The organism is Actinokineospora globicatena (genome assembly GCF_024171945.1).
Classification (GTDB): Bacteria; Actinomycetota; Actinomycetes; order Mycobacteriales; family Pseudonocardiaceae; genus Actinokineospora; species Actinokineospora globicatena.
Genome location: NZ_JAMTCR010000009.1, coordinates 76,699 through 95,677, shown reverse-complemented (window position 1 = coordinate 95,677; position 18,979 = coordinate 76,699). Strand labels below are relative to the sequence as shown.

The window sequence follows — 18,979 nt, the reverse complement described above, 5'->3', positions numbered from 1 at the left end:
GCCTCCGCTGCGCTGCGGTAGACGCCTCGGCTGCGCCATCGGATTGACGCGAGAATGCGAAGAGCTCGATGAGGGTTATGCGGGTTATTCAGGCGTGATGTGGTTGCGGTTGGGTTCTGGGTAGCGCAACAGCCCCTGTCGGTAAGATCGTTTTCCTACCACGGAAGACGTCGACCGATAGAGGCTGTTGCGTGTCGCAGAATATCACCGGGTTGTCGGATGCCCAGGTGCGGGAGTTGGGTGCGGTGTTCGCCGCGAGGGTGGCATGGGATCCGCGGCGGCGGTTCACGCCGGCGGGGGCGGTGATACTGGCGTTGGAGTTCTGGCGGACCAATGCCGCCCAGGCGGTGTTGGCGAAGTTCTACCGGGTGCACCAGAGCACGATCTCCCGCACGATCACGCTGGTCACCAGGGTGCTGGCCGCCGAATTGGAGCGGATCGATCCGCCGGTCACCTCGGTGCCGGACACGGCGTTGATCGTGGACGGCACCCTGGTCCCGACCGGGAACAGGCGCAATGTCGAGGGCACCCGCTCGGGCCATCGCCGCAGGCACGGCATGAACGTGCACGTGGTGTCGGACCTGGCGGGCAGGATCCTGACCGCCTCGGACCCGTTGCCCGGCGGTACGTCGGACCTGACCGCGTTCCGGACTTGGTCGTTGGCGTCGCAGTTGGATCAGGACCAGACGTTGGCGGACAAGGCCTATCAAGGGAGCGGGATGCTCACCCCTTACAAGAAACCTGCCCGCAAAGATTTCCACGACCCGGACATGCGGGTGTTCAACACACAACTCGCCGCGGTCCGCTCCGCCGTCGAACGCTGCATCGCCCACCTCAAGAACTGGAAGATCCTCGCCACCGGCTACCGCGGCCGCATTACCGATCTCCCCCGACTCCTCGCGCTACTGGTCCGATTGGAACGACTCCGCCTGACCTGGTGAACCACCTTCAGCGCATAACCCTCGATGGGGCGAACTTGTTTTGCGCGGGGCCCCTACGACACCCGTGGCAGGACCGCAAAGCAGGGGCCGAAAAGCATGGCCCTGTCCGCTACCGACGCTACGGGCACCGTCCCCCCACACAAAACAAGTCCACCCCATCGAGCCGGCCTGAGCCGCCGGAGGCTTCTCGGACAGTGGCCCAACGTAGGGTTGGGGTTGACTGACGGGAGTTGTTGTGGGGCAGAGACGTTCGCGGTATTCGCCGGAGTTCCGGGAGGCGGCTGCGAAGGAGGTGGTCGAGCGGTCGCGGTCGATCGCTGATGTTGCTCGGGATTTGGGGGTGTTGGAGCAGACTCTCGGTCACTGGGTTAAAAAGTATCGCGAGGTTCACGCGGCCGGCGAGGAAGAGTTGTCGGTGTCGGATCGCGCGCGGTTGAAGGAACTGGAACGGCGTGTCCGGGAATTGGAGCAGGAGAACGAGTTCCTGGGAAAATCGGCGGCCTTCTTCGCGAAGAAGTTCCGGTGACGGAGAAGTATGCGTTCATCGAATCGGAAGAAGGCAGTTATCCTGTCGTTCGCATGTGTCGGTGGTCGAGGGTGTCGCGGTCGGGCTACTATGATTGGAAAGACCGTCCACAATCGGCGACGGCTTCGCGTCGTGAGTTGCTTGCCGAGCGGGTGAGGTTCGCGTTCGACTATTCCGACGGTACTTATGGTTACCGCGTATCCATGCGCAATTGGAACGCTGGGGCACCTCGGTGGATCCGGAGACGGTCCGGGGGATCATGCGTGAGCTGGGGTTGGTGGCATGTCAGCCGCGCCCGTTCCGGCCGGTCACGACTGTCGCCGCGGACGCCGGAACCCTGCCTGACCTGGTGGCCGGGGACTTTGACGCGGACCGACCGGGCGTGAAGCTGGTCGGTGACATCACCTATGTCCGCACCGAGGAAGGCTGGTTGTACCTCGCGACAGTCCTGGATTGTTTCTCCAAGAAAGTCGTCGGATACGCGATGGCCGACCACATGCGAACCGAACTCGTCGTCGACGCTCTCCGCATGGCGGCCGGCAATGTCGCCGTCGTCCCGGACAGCACGCTGTTTCACTCCGATCGTGGTACGCAGTATGTGTCCGCGGAGTTCGCGGCCGCGGCCGGGGATTTGAAGATTTCACGCTCGGTCGGACGTACCGGGATATGTTACGACAACGCGTGGGCGGAGTCTTTCAACGGCACCCTGAAGAACGAGCGTGTTCACCGCGTGCATTATCCCACCAGAGAGCACGCCCGGGAAGACATCGCCCGCTATATCGAGTTGCGTTACAATCAGATCCGGCTTCATTCCGCACTTGGCTACCGAACGCCGAATGAAGTAGAGTCCGACTGGTTCGACCAGAACCGGGCAGCCTGAGAAGCCCAAAACTCACTGTCCGAGATCTCTCCAGCAGCTCAGCCTGGCACCAGCGCCTTCGTGGAGCGCGGGGCGGCCAACGTCGTCAGCGGGCGGTCGTGGGCCAACGTCGTCGGCGGGCGGTGGTGGGCCAACGTCGTCGGCGGCCTGTCTTGGGCCAACGTCGTTTGGCGGGTGACTCGGGGCCAACGTCGGCGGCGGGTGGCAGGGGCAAGGTGGGCGGGGTTTTGGCCAGTCGTCGGTGGTGGGCTGGGGCTGGCGTGGGGACTTGGTGGAGCGCGGGGTAGCCATGCCACTAGGACTAGGTGGTGCGGGGGCAGCCAAGGCGGGTGGCTTGGAGGCGACGTTGTCGGCGGGCGGTCTTGGGGCAATGCGGCTAGATCGGGCAGCGGGCCTGCGATGTCCCGTGTGTGGTGTTCACCAGAGGGGTTGGCCGTGGGTGATGGTGGCGGCGATGGCTGTGGCGACAATGGGGATCTCGGCGATGCGGTTTGGGGGGACGGTGTGGGGGTCGTCGGCGAGTACTACTAGGTCGGCCAGTTTGCCCTCAGATAGGGAGCCGACGGCGTGGGTCATGTGGCAGGCGTGGGCTGCGGTGGTGGTGTAGGCGCGGAGGGCTTCGGGGACGGTGATTGCTTCGGTTGGGCCTACCTCGGCGCCGGTGTGGGTTTGGCGGGTGACCATGAATTGGATCGCGCGCAGTGGTGCGCCGTTGGTTACCGGGCGGTCGGAGCTGGCGACGAGGTTGACGCCGTGGTCCAGGAACGCTCGGCCTCGGTAGAGCCATCCCGCGCGGTCTGGGCCCATGATGGCGGCGTAGTCGTCGCCGTAGTAGTAGAGGAATGAGGGTTGGACGACCGCGCTGATGCCTAGGGCCGCGAATCGGGCCAGTTGGTCGGGGCGGACGGCGCCCGCGTGTTCGATTCGGTGGCGGGTGTCTTCGCGGGGGTAGCGGCGCATGGCGTCGGCGATGGTGTCGAGTGCCAGGTCGACGGCGCGGTCGCCGATGGCGTGGACCGCGAGTTGCCAGCCCGCGCGGTGACCGTCGATGATGTGGCGCTTGATCTCGTCGGGGTCGCCGTACCACTGTCCACTGTGGTCGGATCCCACGTAGGGCGCCGTCATCGCCGCTGTTCTGGCCATCATGCCGCCGTCGACGAAGATCTTGAGGGCGCTGATGCCGAGGCGGTCGCCGCCGAAGCCGGTGTTCATGCCCAGGTCCATGCCCCGGGGCAGGTCGTCACCGGCGTGTGCGCCCTGGTCGCGCAGCAGGGATGCGGCGACCATGAGGCGCACCCGCAGCGGGAGGTCGGCGCGCTGGTACGCGGCGAGTTCCACCGGGCTGTGGCTGATCAGACCCCCACCGATGCCCGCCTCGGCGACGGTGGTGACGCCCTCCGCGAGACAGGTCGACGCGGCGGTGCGGATGGCGGCGACCATCTCGTCCAGCGAGTACGGCTGGCGCAGGGCGCGCGCGGCCTCCATGCCCGCCTCGGCGAGGAACCCGTCGTGGTGCTCCACACCGGCGGGCAAGTCGGCCAGGACCGAGCGGTTGACCACGCACGCGTGCCCGGAGTCGTGCAGCAGCAACACCTTCCGCCCCCGCGCGACGCTCTCCAGCTCGTCGGCGGTGATGTGCCTGCCCAGCGCCCGCTGGTCGTAGCCGACCACGTCGAGCCACTCCCCCGGCGCGCCCGGGGCCTGGTCGATCGCGGCGAGCACGGCGTCGATCCGCTCGCAGGGCGCGACCGACAGCGCGTTCGCGCGCAGCCCGGCCCAGACCAGGTGCACGTGCGCGTCGATGAACCCCGGGAGCACCGTCGCACCCCCGAGGTCGACCACCCGCCGCGCGGGCAGCCCGTCGACCTGCTCGTCCAACCCGACGATCCGACCCCGCCAGATCCCGAGCCGACTGGCCACCGGCCGAGCCGGGTCCATCGTGTGGAACACCGCGTCACGCAAGAGGAGATCGAGCATGCCTCCACCCTAGGCGGAAACACGGCACCCCAGCAGGCAACTGCCGCTGGGGTCACCGCAAAGCGCGACCTACGCGAGGACTGTTGCTGGGGTCACCACCAGGTTGAGCGCGGTGGTGGCGGTGGCGAGGACCTCGTCGAGTTCCGCCCTGGTTGGCGCGTGCACCACCAGCCAGCCGAGTTTGCGGCCCGCTTCGGTGAAGGGCAGGACCACGTCGCCCGGGGTCGCGAACACGTCGGCGTCGCTGACGCCGGGTAGGGCGCGGACGGCGGTCAGGTCGCCGACCGACTGGAGTTCGCCCTCGACCTCCAGCGGGGAAGTCAGCACCTGCAGCCGAGCCACCTCGGAGCGGTCGGATGCCAGCTCGACGGGTTCGCCGATCGCCAGGGACACCAGCGCCTGCACGCAGTCGACCCCGGCCACCGCGTGCGCCAATCGGGGGAAACCGTTGCCGGACATGCGGGCGCCGACCTCGAGCACGTACCGGGTGCCGTCGTCGGCGACGATCACGTCGAAGTTGGCCGGGCCGTCGGTCAGGCCCATCGCCAGGCACAGCGCGTGCGCGTCGGCGAGCAGGGCCTTCTCGACCACCGGGTCCAGGTCGGCCGGTGCGACGTGGCCGCCGATGAGGAAGCGCGGACCCGGCACGATGTGCTTCTCGGTGATCAGCGCGAACGCCAGCTCACCGCGGTGCAGGAACGTGTTGACCGTGTAGTCCTTGCCCAGCAGCAGCTTCTCGACGATGACCTGCCCGCTCGGCGAGTTCACCGCCGCGTTGTGCAGCGCCGCGTCCAATTCGGACGGTTCGTCGACCCGGAGCACGCCGCGGCAGCCCGACGCGTCGGTCGGCTTCACCACCACGGGCAACCCGAACCCGGACGCCGAGGTCGCGAGGTCGGCGAGGTCGTGCGACTGCGCCCACTGGTAGACCGGGACCCCGACCGAGGCGGCCAGGGCATGGAAGGCCGACTTGTCCATCGACACCGCCGCGGCCGAGGCCGGGTAGCGCCACGGGGTGGCGAAGTGCTCGGAGAGCCGGTGCCACGACTCCAGACAGGTGTCCGCCGCCGTCGACACGACCCCAGCGATCTCCTGACCCACCAAGGCTTCCGCGATCGCCTCATGGTCCGTTGTGGACAACTTGAGGAACCGGTCGGCCAACGCGATGCCCGGACGGTCGGCCCGCATGTCCACCGCGATGGTGGGCAGGCCGCGGCGCCGGGCCTCGCGGTAGAGCACGACCTGCTCCTCGCCCGCTCCGAGGACCAGCAGGGCGGGGGTCATGAAGCCACCTCGAGGGTTGACCGCCGCGAGGGCGGCGCGACGGTGGACGCGCCCCGGTCGAGCAGGTCGTCGTCCGCGACGGGGAAGTTGGCTTCCCGGATGTAGTAGATCCGCCTGGTCCGCACGTCGAGCATCCGGCGGTGCAGGTACCGGCCGACCAGCGCGGTCGACGCCATGCCGAACGCGCTGAGCAGCAGGGTGGCGACCAGCAGCGCTGTCCCCGACACCGCGCCGAAGGCGCCGAGCAACGACAGCACGACGGCCAGACCGAAAAGGACGGCCGTCGTTCCATAGAGGACGTTCAGCGGCCGCCAGGAGAACCCGAACAGCAACTCGAACGCGTCCCCGGCGAGCCTGCCGAACCGGAACTTGGACTGCCCCGCGGTGCGCGGCGCGTGCGACACCGGGACCGTGGTGTAGCGGGCACCGACCTGCGGCGCCTTGGCCACGAAGTGCGAGTTCCCGGTCGGCAGGTCGACGATCGTGCGCCCGACCGCCGTGCGCACCACCCGGAACGAGCTGGCGCCCTGGGGCACCTCGATGCCCAGCAGCTTGCGCGCCACCGAGTGCGTCCCGGCGGCGCCGACCCGCCGCAACCACGAGTCCTGGCGGTCGCGGCGGACCCCGAACACCACGTCGTAGCCCTGCGCGGCGGTGTCGAGCAGCGCCCACGTCTCCTCGGCCGGGAACTGCAGGTCCGCGTCCAACTGGACCGACCACGGCCGGGAGGCGTAGCGGAACCCGGCGGTCACCGCGGCGACCAGGCCGAAGTTGCGCGCGAAGCTGATGTAGCGGACGCGACCGTCCCCATCGGCCAGTGCCTTGATCCTGGCCAGGGTGTCGTCGCGGCTGCCGTCGTCGATGAACAGCACCTCGAACCCGTCGATGCCGCCGAGCGCGTCGCACACCGACCGGTAGGCGACGTCGACCTGCTCGCCCTCGTTGTAGCAGGGGACGATCGCGGTCAGGCCGGGGGTGTCGGCCCCGCTCACATCAACCTGCTCGACCAGGTGCGCGGGGTCAGCTCGTTGACGATCTCCAGTTCCAGGTTGTAGTCGAACTCCCGGGGACCGACGGCCTGGATCCACTCGACCATCTCGGTCAGCCCGTCGCGCAGGCCGACCTCGGTGCGGTAGCCCAGCAGGCGGCGCGCCTTGTCGGAGCTGCAGGTGGCGTGGTGCACCTCCAGCGGCCGGGCGGGCATGAAGATCGGGTCGCAGTCCACCCCGACGATCGAGCAGATCTCCTGGGCCAGCCGCAGCACGGTCACCTCGCCCTCGTCCGGGCCGACGTTGATGATCTCGCCGCTGATCTCGGGGTCGATGCCGAGCTTGGTCAGGCAGGACACCACGTCGGAGACGAAGCTGAAGCAGCGGGTCTGGCTGCCGTCGCCGTAGATGATCGGCTGCAGCCCGCGCAGCACCCGGTTGATCATGATCGCGGCGACGTTGCGGTACGGGTCGTCGAAGCGCTGCCGGGGGCCGATGATGTTGTGCGGCACCGCGATGTTGTGCTGCATCCCGTGCACCTGCGCGATCGCGCGCACCTGCAGGTCCGCCGCGTACTTGGCGATGCCGTACGGGGTCAGCGGCACCGGCGTCATGTCCTCGGTGAACGGCGGCACCAGCTCGCCGTAGCGCGACATCGACGAGCAGTGCACGAACCGCTCCACGCCCGCGCGGACCGCGGCCGAGAGCATCGCGACGGTCGCGCTCGTGGTGTGCTCGTGCACCAGGAACGGGGAGAACACCGACAGGCCCTCGTACGGCGCCGCGGCGCAGTGGTAGACCAGCTCCACCCCGTCGAAGAGCTCGGGGTGGCCCAGGGCGTCCCGGCAGTCGAGTTCGTGGAACTCGACCCCCGCCGGGATATTCTCCTTGAATCCGTCGATCATGTTGTCGATACCGCGAACGGAGTAACCGCGGTTGAGCAAATCGTCGGCAAGATGACTGCCGAGAAAACCCGCCACTCCGGTGATCAGGACCGGTTTCCCCATTGCCGCGAACCCCTCCTCGTCCAGCGACCCGGCGTCGGTCACGCCTGGTCAGGCGGTGCGCGCCGGTGTGACGGGCACCGCGTTCGGGAGTCGGTCACGCAGAGCCACGACCGCGCCACCCACCGGACGCGGACGCGTGCGGGCAGGGCGGAGCGGCACCGAAGTGGGTTCGGCGCTGGAGTGCGGGACGGACTTACCACGAAGTGACGCGGACTATAACAACGCTTTTGTGGCGGCAAAAGGGTCACGCACACCGGAATTCCCCGGCGCGGGTGAGCCGGGGCGGAAACTACGCCGGACGGCCGATCGTGCACTGGTCGTGAATGAGTAGCCAGCGGCCCGCCTCGGCGACGAAGGTCAGTCCCATGAGGAACCGCGAGGGCTCCGCGCCCGGCTCGCCGACCACGGTCACGGCCAGCACGCGGGTCGCGGTGGTGGCCGTCGTGGTGGCCAGCACCGGCTCCACGGCGTAGGTCCAGTCACCGTCGGTGAACCACTCGCGGTGGAAGTCGACGACCTCGGCGGCGCCGCGCAGGATCCGTCCGGACGGGATGATCACGGTGACGTCGGGGTGGACGGTCGCGGCGAAGGTGTCGAGGTCGCGCCCGGCCACCGCGCGCAGGTGCGCGTCGATGGTGGCCTCGGCGTCGGACTGCCAGTCCTGGACAGGCACGGTGGTCCTCCGGGAGAGTGTCGCCCGCGCGGGTGTCTCCCGCGGGGTCGGTGCAGCGTAGCTGGGGAGATCATGCGGGGTGCGGTCGTCGGTCGGGTGGATCATGCACGGTGAGGTGGTCGACCCGCTCACGCAGGTGGTCCCGGCCGAGTGGGACCGGTTCGCCGCCGCGCGCGGCGCATCCGTGCTGTGGCAGGCCAAACCGCTGATCACGGCCGCCTGGGCCGCGCAGACCGCGACCGCGCTGGTCGTCGTTCGCGATCGGACGGACGTGGTCGCGCTCTTCCACGCCCGGCTGCACGGCCCCCAGGACTACCGCCGGTTCCACCGTTCTGGATCGGTTCCTCCCGTGGCTTTCGCCGAAAGCAGGCTGGCACCGGCCTCGCTCGCCGGGCACCTGTTCGCCGCCGAGACGGGCCCGGCGGACCGGCGCGCGGCGGTGGTCGCGTTCGAGCGGGCGCTGCGGGCGCGCTACCGGGTGGCCGGGTTCTGCTACCGGCACGTGGAATCCGAGGACCTGCTCGCGTTCGACCGCCGGAGCAGGCGGGTGCTCGCGGTGTCGCCGGACACCGTGCTGAGGGCCGAATGGTCCAGTGTGGACGACTACCTGGCCCAGCTGCCGACCAAGTGGCGCTCGCAGCTGCGCAAGATCCGGGCGACCGTGCGGAGCGCGCCAGGGGTGCGCCGGGAACTGGTGGCCGAGGTGCCGCCCGCCGACGCCGCCCGACTGGTGAACCTCGTCCGGTTCCGCCACCAGCGGCGCGGGATCGTCCGCACGCCCATCCCGGAGCACTACTTCGAGCACCTCAACGCCGACCCGGGCACCCGGTTCTCGACCTACCGCGACGACCGGGGGCTGCTGGCGCTCTCCACGGTGCACGACAACGGGACCGACCTGGCCATGAGCTACTGGGGCATCCGCGACCGGGTCGACGGCGGGCTGCCCAACCTCTACTTCGACCACTACGTCGACCTGGTCGAGCACACCATCGAGCTGGGCAGGGCGACGCTGCGCCCGGGCAAGGGGATGGCCAAGATCAAGGAGCGGTTCGGCGCGCGGCCGGTCGCCAACCACCTGGTGGTGGGCTGGTGACCATTCTGGACAGACTGCGCCGCGGCGCCCGGATGGCCGCGACCGCGTTGGGCCGTTCGCCCGAACGCGAGGCACTCTCACCCCCGTGCCCCCAGTGCGGGCGCGACGGCACCACCACCGTCTACCGGCTCAGCACCCGCTCCGCCCGCTTCTGGTGCACGCGGTGCGAGGCGGTGGTGTCCACCCGGGACCTCGCGTCACTGCGCGATACCGCAACGGTGCGGAATGTCTCATCTGGACCGCCGCCGGACCCGCACGCCCGCTACCTCGCTCCGCCGGTGCTCGAGTGGGCCAGATCGGCGGCCGCCAAGGTGCTCACCGCCCCCGAGCTGGACCGGGCGACGTACTACCAACTGCACACCCGATTCGACCGAACGGCCCAAGGTTCCGTCCACAGTGGCCTACCCGCGGTATCGGCGGTCATCGGCCGACTGCACGAACGGTGCTACCGGGTGGACCTTGTGGTGCTCGACCTCGGCCACGACAGCGAGGAGGCCCGCGAGCGGGTCGACCACGCCAGGCGCTGGCTGGCCGGACCGGGGAAGAACCAGTGCTGGATCGTTTCACGACACGTCGAAAGCCGCCCCGAGGCGGAATCCGTCGAGGAGGCAGCGGCGGCGTACCTGCGTGGTGACCCGGTGGACCGCGACCAGGCCTCGGCGTTGCGGTCGGGACTGTTCGGAACCGACGGTGGCCCGCGCCCGGTCGCCCTGCTGGAGCTGTTCACCGCCGACGAGATCACCGCGGCCGTGCGCGCCTACCGGGACGGGGCACGGCCGCTGCGGGACGCGGTGCTGGCGGCGCTTCAGGCCTGAAGGACCGGCCTGCCGTGCTCGCGGCACACACCCACCCGGTTCAGGCCGACGTCGACCAGCACGCGCACCAGGGTGGGCCTGCGCCTGCGCAGCGCCGTCACCAGCACACCGCCGTCCCCGGCCGCCACGTGGAAACGCCGCCACAGCACGTGCCAGGACCCGCAGCCGTGCGGCCGGGCGGCGAAGTAGCCCAGGTGCCGGTCGTGCAGCACGGCTGGACCGATCATGTCGGTCGCGGTGGTGAGCCTGCGCACGATCACCCCGGTGTGCCCGACCCTGGCCGCGACCTCGGTGGCGACCTCCGGCGGCGACACCAGGACCGTCTCCCCCGCCGCCGTCATGGCGCGCGCCGGACCGTCCGAGGCGGACAGATCGACCGCGTCCGCCGACGGGGACAGGACAGGCGCGTACCGGGGTCCCAGGGCACCGAGCCGGGTCCACGGCACGAGGGCCGAGCGGACCTCCAGCACCGAGGCGCCACTGACCCCGGCGACCAGCAGCCCGGTGGCCAGGTCGCGCGGATCCCCTGTCCACAGCGTGGGTTCCGCCGCCGGTCGGTGCGGGCTCGACAACGGACACAACGCCCACAACCGCTGCGCCACCTCCGCCACCGGCACCGGCGCCAAGCCCAGGCCGCGGGCGTGGCGCTCCCGGTAGAACGGGACCTCGCGGACCGCCCGCGCGGCCACCGCGGCGGCCGCGCGTTCCCAGGTCAACTGGGAATATCCCATCCGCCCACTCCCCACCCCAGTGCTCCGATTGGCCCCACGGTTTCGACCGGGGAGCCGATCCCCCTTCCACACAAGGGATTCCCGCGTATTATGCCCATTCCGGATCGGGGCAACAGGGGCATGGAGTTCAACGCATGGCGGACAACCGCACGGGCCTGCGCGAGCACAGGACGTTCATCATCATCACGGTCGCCGCGTTCGCGGCCGCCGCCGCGGTCTGGGTGGGCTTCCCGCACCAGAAATCGATCCCGAACCTCTGGGTGCTGCTGGCCAAGCTGGTGCCGTTCATCCTCGCGGTCGAGGCGATCGCGGCCATGCGGTTCAGCCTCGGGCTGCGGCACAAGATCGCCAGGGTCGCGGTACCGCTGTGCTTCCTGGTGTTCTTCACCTACTTCGTCCCGTCGATCTTCTTCGCGGCGGCCAACGACAAGAGCATCTACTACCTGATCCTCACCCTGACCCCGTTCCTGATCCTGGCGCTGACCCTGTCGCACCGGCTCGGCGGCGGCACCCCGGGTGGGGCCCGCAGGCTCGGCTACGCGATGATCGTGCTGCAGCTCTCCGGCCTCGAGGACCTCGCGTTCCTCACCATCAACCCGCACACCGACCCGGCGTGGACGCCGATCCCCGAGGTGTGGACCTGGGCCGACCACATGACCGTCCGACTCGGACACCCGGCGTCGAAGTACGAGGCGTTCACGCTGATCGCCGTCCACGTCATCGTCGCCGTGCTCATCCTCACCCTGCCGGACCGGGTGTGGCGCAAGCTCGCCCGCCGGGACAAGGCCGAGACCCCGGTCTCGGACACCACCGCGACCCAGCCCACAGCTGAGTCCACCGGTACCGAGTCCACCGGCGTGACCGAGTCCACCACTGGATCCGTCACCCCAGCCAAGGGCTGAGGGCAGGTGCGGGCCGCCCTTCGGGTCATCGCGGGCCGGGGGGCGGCCAGGGCGGGCATCCAGCTGTCGATGCTCGCCCTGCTCCCGGTGTGGGGCGCCGACGACTTCGGCCGCTACGTCGCGGCGGCGGGCACGTTCGCCTGGGTGCAGACCCTGGTGCTCGGCGTGGAGAAGTCAGCGCTGACGGCGGTCCCCCGCGCCCGGCTGCTGGGCTCCCAGATCACCTGGATGCTCATCGCCCGGGCGGCGACCCCGTTCGGCCTCGGTCTCCTCGCGACGCTCGCGCTGCTCCCGGTCGGCGGACTGGTCACCCTGTACGCGGCTGCGGCGGCCAACGCGGCAGGCCTCGGGCTGATGTCGGTCCTGGCCGCGATCCACCGTTTGGCGCAACGACCGGGTCGGGACACGGCGGCGTTCGTGACCTACGCGGCCTGGGTCGTCGGCATGGCGGGGCTGGCCGCGCTCGGGGTCCTGCGCCCGCTCGGGTACCTGCTGGCGTTGACCGGTGGGCTGATTGTTGTGTGCGCGGTGCTCGCGGCGCTCGTGCCCCGGGAACGTCCACAGGAGACGAGGGCGGGGCTCGGCGGACTGCTGAACCGGCGTGTGCTGCTGCTGGGCTTCTCGGATGTCGCCGACACCGCCGGGGTTTCCGTTCTTTACATCGTATTGGCGGTAGCGGCGAAACCGTCCGAGACGGCTTTGGTGTACGTGCTGATCCTGATCTCCAGCGCCCTCGGCGCATTCGGCGTATTGGTACTCCGACTGATCCAACCGGCCACGTCACTGCGCCTGCGCGGCACCGGCGGGACAGGCGGCCGAGCGCTGGCCCGTCGGATCACCGGCTGGACCGCGGTGGTCTCGGGCACCGTCGTCGCGGCTGTCGTCGGCCTGGCCTCGGTCGCGCCGGTCACCGAGAACCGGGTCCTGCTGGGCTTCGTGGTCCTCGTCGAGATGACCACCTTCTGCGCCGTCGTCTACGCCGTGTTCCTGTTGGAGAACACCAACGGCGCCGTCCTGTCGCTGACGACATCGGCCGCGCTCGCGTCGCTGATCACCACCAGCGCCGTCGCCTTAGTGGCCACGGGCCCACTCGGTGCGATCGGCGCGTTCCTGGCGCTGGTGGTGGGACTCGCCACCAAGGCAGCCGTCCTGCGCTTCCGACTGGCAGGCACGCAGTCCACAGTGGAGCTATCGGCGGTCACCAGGGTCTGATCGGGACCGCCAGCGCAGCCTGGTCCGAGGGGAAGGCACCGAGCGACTTCTTCTCCTCGGACTTGCCCTTGCCGAGTTCGACGAACCGCTTGCCGTTGGCGATGGCCCACTCCACCTGCTTGGACAGGTGGTAGAAGTACAGGTACTTCGCGCCGCCCTCGGACGCAGGGCGTTGGGTCCAGGAGCGGACGATGGGCACCGTCGGGTGGTCGAGCGCGGTGCCGAAGGCGATGAGGTCGCCGGTGGCGCGGTCGATGTAGCTCGTCGAGTGCACGTCCGGTTGCGCGACCAGGGCGCGCAAGTAGCCCGACAGCACGCGAACGCGCGGGATGAGCTTGCCGCCGTACTTGTCGTCGTTCCAGCGCATGGCCTCGATGACCCGGACCTCGTCGAGCGTGGTCGTGCCGGTCTCGATCCGGATCTCCAGACCGTCGTTCTCCCGCACCCGGCGGAAGATACCGCGCAGGTTGCTCCGCCTGCTGCGGCTCAGCTTCATCAGCCACGCCTCGGGATCGGACCACTCGTGCACCGGGAACGTCCAGATCCGCTCCGTCGGGCGCACCACCTTGAGCCGTCCCGCCTGGGCGGCCTGGTCGGCGGTGACCTGCCGCAGCACCAACGCGAGGCAGCCAGGGCCGAGCTCGCGGCGCATGGCGCGGGCGTAGGTCTCGGTGAGCGCGGTGATCGGAACGTCATCGGCCAGCCACCAACCCGGGACGGCGCCACTACCGGGGCCGCGCACGTGCACCGCGCCCACCCACGGCCGGGATGTGGCCCCGGTGAAGGAGAACCGGTGCAACGGGGCACCCAACCAGGCGGCGTTGACCACGGCTTTCGGTGTGGTGCCGTCGAACAGCACGGTGATCAGCTGCGCCGACCTGGCACCCCAGGCCTGCGCCGCGAGCACCTCCCACGCCCAGTCGGCGCGCAATCCCGCCGTGGCGCGGAGTGTGGCCCAGTACTCGGGCTCCGGGTCGGTCCGGGGGTCGAAGATCTCCGCCTTCACGCCACGACCACCGGGGTCCGGTGCTGCGGGCAACGGATGATCCGGCCGTCGGCGCCACCGGCTGGCACGATGTCGACCAAGCGCGGGGATCGCTGCCGCAGCAAGGTGAACGCGAGGCCGAGCGGGGTCTCGCGGGCGTACACGCGGGGCCAGTCCAGGTGCCAGTGGCCGCAGTCGCGGGCGCCACCGAGCACGCCGAGCAGTTCGTCGACGAGCAGCCCGGAGGTGCCGCGCTCGGCGAAGGGGACCAATTCGACCCTCGGCACCGCCGGGCCGACCCCGGCCAACTGCGCCCGGGTCCCGACCGCGAGCACGTGGCCGCGCGGTTCGTCCGGTGTGGACTCGAACGGCACCGACAGCGGGTGGTGCTCGGGCGCGACACCGATGATCAGCGTGTCCGGCGCGACCCTGGCGCACTGGGGCAGCACGATCTCCAGGCCGCGCAGGGGATCCGGGGTCGCGGAGCCACCGGCGAGCGGCACCAGGTCCGGCAGCCGCCCGGCGAGGGCGGCGGCCGGGATGGCACCGCCGTGCTCCCCGGTCCGACCCGCGACCACGACCGGGTCCGTGCGGCCCCGCAGGGCCCACCGCTCCCGGTAGAACGGCACGGTCGCGAACGACGACCGCACCACCTGGCGGTAGAGCGCCCGCCACCCGAATGTCCACACGATCCGGCAGTGTGCCACGCAGACAGCGCGGACCCACCGCTCCGGCCCGGGATTGCGCCGAGCGGCCTAGACCCCGTGCGTCTGCCTAGCTGCCCACCACGACCTCGGCGGCGCGGGTCGGCGGGGTCACCCGGGCGGCGGCGGTGCCCAACCCACTGAACCCGCGCGGAATGCTCGGCTTGCCGCTGTCCACAGCGCTCGGCCGCGACGGCACGGAACTCTCGTCGACCGGCTTGAGCCGCGCGGCGGCGGTCCCGAGACCACTGGGCTGGTGCGGCAGCGCCCCGGGACCCGAACCGTCCACCCCGGCCGCCTCCGCGTGCCGACCGACCTCGGACACCACGCCGGTCGGTGCGACCCCGGGAGTGCCCGTGACGGCTGACTGACCGGAGGCGTCGACGCCGACCGCCTCGCTCACCCTGCCCAACTGGGACGCCGCACCCGGCAGCCCCCTCGGGATCGTCGCCAACGCGGGCTCGGGCGCGGACGCGACGGGTCGAGCGGCGGGCGGGCTGATCCGGAAGGCAGCGGTACCGAGGCCGGAAGGCAGGTGCGGGGACACGGGGCCCGTCGCACCGGGAGCACCCGGGCTCTCCGGGAAGTGCCGGACGAGGTCGGCCTCGGAGTAGCGGCGGCAGCCCTCGTGCCACGCGAGGATCCCGGAGATCCAGTTGCGCAGCTCCTCGGCGTACCCGAGCAGGGTCTGCTGGGCGTCCTCGTCGAGGTCGAAGTCGGCGAACAGCGCGGGCAGCCCGGTGGCCACCACGTGCTCGAACTCGCGCATCCGTGAGTCCATCAGGTCACCGACGATCCGCATCGCGGTCTTCGCGTCGGTGTCGAAGAAGTTCTGCACCACCAGCACGAGGTTGTGGATCTCGCCCTCGAACTGGATCTCCTTCTGGTAGGAGAAGATGTCGTTGATCATGCAGGCGTAGTCCATGGCCGAGTTCTCCATGGCCAGCACCGGGCGGCTGCGGTAGACCTCGGGCGGCACGGTCCGGCCGTGGCCGATGCGCGAGAGGCTCATGGTCAGCTCGGAGCCGAAGGTGCGGCGCCGCATCTCGATGTAGTCCACCGGGTCCGGGATGCGGTTCTGGTAGGCGTTGACCAGCTCCCACACCCAGCTGTCGGCCATGATCTCGATCGCGTGCCGGAACTGGGCGCGCGCCTCCAGGGTCATCGGGCCCGCGGTGCGCTGCCACAGGTCGAGCAGGCCGCGCTCCAGGGCGTTGACCGGCTCCGGGGTCGGCTCGCCGTCGAGCGGCATCAGCTGGGAGAACCGCTCGGTCTGCGCCTTGGCCGCCGGGTAGCTCGCGGCGGTGCGGAAGAACACCGGGTAGTAGTCGTCGCCGTAGGTACCCCAGGCCAGCCAGGCCGAGGAGATGTCGAGCGCGTCGGCGGAGGCGTCCGGGTGGATGCCCGCCGCGCACAGCGGCAGGTCGTAGTCGCGGAAGCGCTCCTCGTCCCACAGCCCGGGGACCTCGTCGATGATGCCGACCGCGTGCCCCCAGCTGATCACGTTCTCCCTGGCCTGCTCCAGGTGCGGGTTCGACCGGATCGGGAACGGCATCCGCGGGTTCGGCTTGCTCACGTCACCGACCTGCGCGAAGGGCACGTGGGTGAAAGAGCGGGAACGCTGCTCGTGGGTGGCCAGCAGCGACGGGATGATCCTGGCCGCCGACGTGCCCAGGCCGGTCGGGCCGCCCAGCGTGCCGGTGCCGGGGGCGCCGCCGCCGTTCATGTACCGGCTGGAGCGCATGTGCCACTCGTGCCCGCCGGACTGCCAGTCCTGCAGGCCCTTGACGTAGGCCAGCACCCCGAGCCTGCCGACCGGGTCGACGCCGTGCTCGTCGAACAGCGGCGGCAGCGCGGTGAGGGTGGTGTGCTCGAACTGGTGCAGCCGGGAGGTGAGCAGGTCGTTGACCGACTCGGCGGCCGACTGGGTGTCGATGTCGAGGAACTTCTCGAACACCAGCACGCCGTTGCTCAGCTCGCCCTCGTCGAGCACCTCGCGCTCGTAGGAGAACAGGTCGTTGCGCAGGTGCACCGCGTCGGAGAAGGTGTCGCGCAGCACGTGCATGGGGCGGCTCTCGGCGATCACCGCGGGCACCTCGGCGCCGACCGCGTGCTCGACCAGGTTCGCCGACCAGGGCGCGCCGCCGACCTTGCGGCGCATCTCGATATACTCCAGCGGGTTGGACACCCGGCCCGCGTCGATGTTCGCCAACTCCCACAGCGACTCGTCGAGCAGGTTCTTGGTGCTCTCCACGAACCGGCGCCGCCAGTCCCCCGACATCGACGGCGTGGTGCGCTGCCACAGGTCGGCCAGGCCCGCCTCGACCGGGTTGGTCGGGGTCTCGGTGATCGGACCGGTCACCGGCATGAACAGCCGCAGCCGGTCGAGGTAGGCGCGGGCGCCGGGGATGTCGCGGGTGCGCTTGAACAGCTCGAGGAAGTGGTCGTCGAAGTAGAAGACCCACACGTACCAGTCGGTGATGAGGTCCAACTCGGTCGCGTCGCAGTCCGGGTGGGTGTAGGCGCACAGCAGCGCGTAGTCGTGGGCGTCGAGATCGGCCTCGGTCCAGATCATCGTGCCCTGCTGCGGGACGTCGATCATCTCCATCGACCGCGCCCACGCCTTGCTGTGCGCGCGGGCGGTCTCCAGGTTCGGGTTCAGCCGTGCCGGGTAGGGCATGTAGAACTCCGGCAGCTGGAACGGCTGCATCGAGGCACCCGACCTTCCTGGGGACCCGCGCCCCCGACGACCTCGCGACGCGGTGAAGAGAACCAGTGGCCGCCGGGGCAGGCCAACCCCTGCGCCGGGAAACCACCCGATCGAGCCGCTCAAGATCCAGAACAACCACTCACGGTGTGTCGCGTAGCCTCGGTGGCCATGCCGCCGTCCACTGCCGACACCCGCGCGAGGGCCGCCGTCGCCGGGGTGTTCCTGACCAACGGGGCGCTGTACGCGAGCGTCGTGCCGCGCCTGCCGGAGATCAAGGCCGGGCTGGAGCTGAGCAACGCCGCCCTGGGCACCGCGATCGCCGCGTCCCCGCTCGGCGCGCTGGTGGCCGGGTTGTTCGCCCCGGCGCTGATCAACCGCTTGCGGTCCTCCCGGGTCGCCGCGCTGGGGATCGTGGCACTGGCGGTCGCGGTCGTGGCCATCGGGCTGGCCCCCGGGTGGCCTGCGCTGGCGCTGGCGATGTTCGCGGCGGGGGCGCTGGACTCGGTGGTGGACGTCGCGCAGAACACCCACGGGCTGCGGGTGCAGCGGCGGTACGGGCGCTCGATCGTGAACTCGTTCCACGGTTTGTGGAGCATCGGCGCGGTCAGCGGGGGCCTGCTGGGATCGGCCGCCGCCGGGTTGGCGGTACCGCTGGCGGCGCACCTGATCTCGGCGGCCGTGCTGTTCAGCGTCATCGCCGTGGTCTGCTACCGGTTCATGCTGCCGGGGCCGGACGACTCGGAGCGCGCGCCGTCGATCCACGCGTCCGGCCGGGTCTGGTGGCCGCTGGTGGCCCTGGGGGTGCTGGCGGCGTGCGGTGCGCTGGTGGAGGACAGCGGTTCGTCGTGGTCGGCGATCTACCTGTCCGGGTCGTTGGGCGCCGGGGCCGCGGTGGCCGGGCTCGGGTTCGTGTGCCTGCAGACCGCGATGACGGTGGGGCGGATGCTCGGCGACCGGGTGACGGACCGGTTCGGCCAGCGACGGGTAGTGCGGTGGGGCGGCGTGCTGGCGGCGGTCGGGATGGGGCTCGCGCTGGCTGTGCCGTCAGTGGGGACGACGCTCGTTGGGTTCACCTTGGCCGGATTAGGAACGGCGACTCTTGTCCCGGCCGCGATGCATAGCGCTGACGAGCTGCCTGGGTTGGCGTCCGGGGTAGGGCTGACCGTGGTGAGTTGGATGTTGCGCATCGGCTCGCTGGTAGCGCCACCGGTGACGGGGCTCGTCGCGGACGCGATCAGTCTTCGGGTTGGACTGCTGAGCGTGGTCTTCGCGGGGGTGGTGGTGTGGCTACTCGGCCGCACCCTGGCCAACTCCCCCACCCACCACTAGGCAGCCTCCCGGCTGGGCTTGCCCTCCTGGCCAACTCCCCCACCTGCGAATCAGCCGCCTCCCCGCTGGGCTTGCCCTCCCGGCCACCACCCACTTTCCGGAGTCGCACCCGTGACCTGGCCACATGGGTGCCCACCGCCGCCGCTCACCCATTCCACTGCCCCCACTCCCCCGGACTCACTGCTCATTATCTTGATAGTCGATTGCCACTAGCGCATGGT

General features: G+C 70.2%; 14 protein-coding genes and 2 pseudogenes. 7 read left to right on the top strand and 9 right to left on the bottom strand.

Annotation, left to right across the window (positions count from 1 at the left end):
* Positions 1-302: 302 nt before the first annotated feature.
* Together LV79_RS33650 and LV79_RS33645 are read left to right on the top strand one after the other, a co-directional pair.
* Complete coding sequence (locus tag LV79_RS33650) at positions 303-941, top strand: transposase family protein (protein WP_253842098.1); 639 nt, start codon at positions 303-305, stop codon at positions 939-941.
* A 235-nt stretch (positions 942-1,176) separates the two neighbouring features.
* Positions 1,177-2,347 (top strand): annotated as a pseudogene (locus tag LV79_RS33645) (IS3 family transposase).
* 417 nt (positions 2,348-2,764) lie between these two features.
* Here the strand turns inward: LV79_RS33645 and LV79_RS33640 are convergent.
* The 5 genes from LV79_RS33640 to LV79_RS33620 form a co-directional block, all read right to left on the bottom strand.
* Entirely contained in the window at positions 2,765-4,324 is a 1,560-nt protein-coding gene (locus tag LV79_RS33640) for an amidohydrolase (RefSeq protein WP_253842380.1), read from the bottom strand.
* 69 nt (positions 4,325-4,393) lie between these two features.
* Positions 4,394-5,608, bottom strand: a complete 1,215-nt coding sequence (locus LV79_RS33635; RefSeq protein WP_253842379.1) for an ATP-grasp domain-containing protein — start codon at positions 5,606-5,608, stop codon at positions 4,394-4,396.
* Positions 5,605-6,600, bottom strand: coding sequence for a glycosyltransferase family 2 protein (locus LV79_RS33630; protein WP_253842378.1), 996 nt, complete (start codon positions 6,598-6,600; stop codon positions 5,605-5,607). The genes LV79_RS33635 and LV79_RS33630 overlap by 4 nt, the downstream gene beginning before the upstream one ends.
* The gene (locus tag LV79_RS33625) at positions 6,597-7,646 is read right to left on the bottom strand and encodes an NAD-dependent epimerase/dehydratase family protein (RefSeq protein WP_253842377.1); all 1,050 of its coding nucleotides are present in this window, start codon (positions 7,644-7,646) and stop codon (positions 6,597-6,599) included. Before LV79_RS33625 ends, LV79_RS33630 begins: the two co-directional genes overlap by 4 nt.
* A 247-nt stretch (positions 7,647-7,893) precedes the next feature.
* Entirely contained in the window at positions 7,894-8,277 is a 384-nt protein-coding gene (locus LV79_RS33620) for a YybH family protein (RefSeq protein WP_253842376.1), read from the bottom strand.
* Positions 8,278-8,356: 79 nt separating this feature from the next.
* Here LV79_RS33620 and LV79_RS33615 point away from each other — a divergent pair, with 79 nt between their 5' ends.
* Positions 8,357-9,370, top strand: a complete 1,014-nt coding sequence (locus LV79_RS33615) for a GNAT family N-acetyltransferase (RefSeq protein ID WP_253842375.1) — start codon at positions 8,357-8,359, stop codon at positions 9,368-9,370.
* Positions 9,367-10,185, top strand: a complete 819-nt coding sequence (locus tag LV79_RS33610; protein ID WP_253842374.1) for a hypothetical protein — start codon at positions 9,367-9,369, stop codon at positions 10,183-10,185. The genes LV79_RS33615 and LV79_RS33610 overlap by 4 nt, the downstream gene beginning before the upstream one ends.
* Here LV79_RS33610 and LV79_RS33605 read toward each other — a convergent pair.
* A complete protein-coding gene (locus tag LV79_RS33605) occupies positions 10,176-10,916 on the bottom strand; it encodes a hypothetical protein (protein ID WP_253842373.1) in 741 nt (246 codons plus the stop codon). The two genes, LV79_RS33610 and LV79_RS33605, sit on opposite strands and share 10 nt — an antisense overlap.
* 134 nt (positions 10,917-11,050) lie before the next feature.
* Here LV79_RS33605 and LV79_RS33600 point away from each other — a divergent pair, with 134 nt between their 5' ends.
* Positions 11,051-11,818, top strand: a complete 768-nt coding sequence (locus LV79_RS33600) for a hypothetical protein (protein ID WP_253842372.1) — start codon at positions 11,051-11,053, stop codon at positions 11,816-11,818.
* A 6-nt stretch (positions 11,819-11,824) separates the two neighbouring features.
* A complete protein-coding gene (locus LV79_RS33595; RefSeq protein ID WP_253842371.1) occupies positions 11,825-13,030 on the top strand; it encodes a hypothetical protein in 1,206 nt (401 codons plus the stop codon).
* Here the strand turns inward: LV79_RS33595 and LV79_RS33590 are convergent.
* The 3 genes and pseudogenes from LV79_RS33590 to LV79_RS33580 form a co-directional block, all read right to left on the bottom strand.
* Positions 13,017-14,036 (bottom strand): GNAT family N-acetyltransferase, encoded by a 1,020-nt coding sequence (locus LV79_RS33590; protein ID WP_253842370.1) that lies wholly within the window; start codon positions 14,034-14,036, stop codon positions 13,017-13,019. The genes LV79_RS33595 and LV79_RS33590 overlap by 14 nt on opposite strands.
* Positions 14,033-14,704: a hypothetical protein gene (locus tag LV79_RS33585; protein WP_253842369.1), complete on the bottom strand. Its 672-nt coding sequence runs from the start codon at positions 14,702-14,704 to the stop codon at positions 14,033-14,035. The genes LV79_RS33590 and LV79_RS33585 overlap by 4 nt, the downstream gene beginning before the upstream one ends.
* 514 nt (positions 14,705-15,218) lie before the next feature.
* Positions 15,219-17,429 (bottom strand): annotated as a pseudogene (locus LV79_RS33580) (terpene synthase family protein); the annotation flags it as partial.
* Positions 17,430-17,597: 168 nt separating this feature from the next.
* Here LV79_RS33580 and LV79_RS33575 point away from each other — a divergent pair.
* Complete coding sequence (locus LV79_RS33575) at positions 17,598-18,758, top strand: MFS transporter (protein WP_253842368.1); 1,161 nt, start codon at positions 17,598-17,600, stop codon at positions 18,756-18,758.
* Positions 18,759-18,979 lie beyond the last annotated feature (221 nt).

Coding starts and splice junctions, on each gene's coding strand:
- LV79_RS33605 (WP_253842373.1), bottom strand. CDS start 10,916: ATGGGATATTCCCAGTTGACCTGGGAACGCGCGGCCGCCGCGGTGGCC.
- LV79_RS33575 (WP_253842368.1), top strand. CDS start 17,598: ATGCCGCCGTCCACTGCCGACACCCGCGCGAGGGCCGCCGTCGCCGGG.
- LV79_RS33635 (WP_253842379.1), bottom strand. CDS start 5,608: ATGACCCCCGCCCTGCTGGTCCTCGGAGCGGGCGAGGAGCAGGTCGTG.
- LV79_RS33640 (WP_253842380.1), bottom strand. CDS start 4,324: ATGCTCGATCTCCTCTTGCGTGACGCGGTGTTCCACACGATGGACCCG.
- LV79_RS33600 (WP_253842372.1), top strand. CDS start 11,051: ATGGCGGACAACCGCACGGGCCTGCGCGAGCACAGGACGTTCATCATC.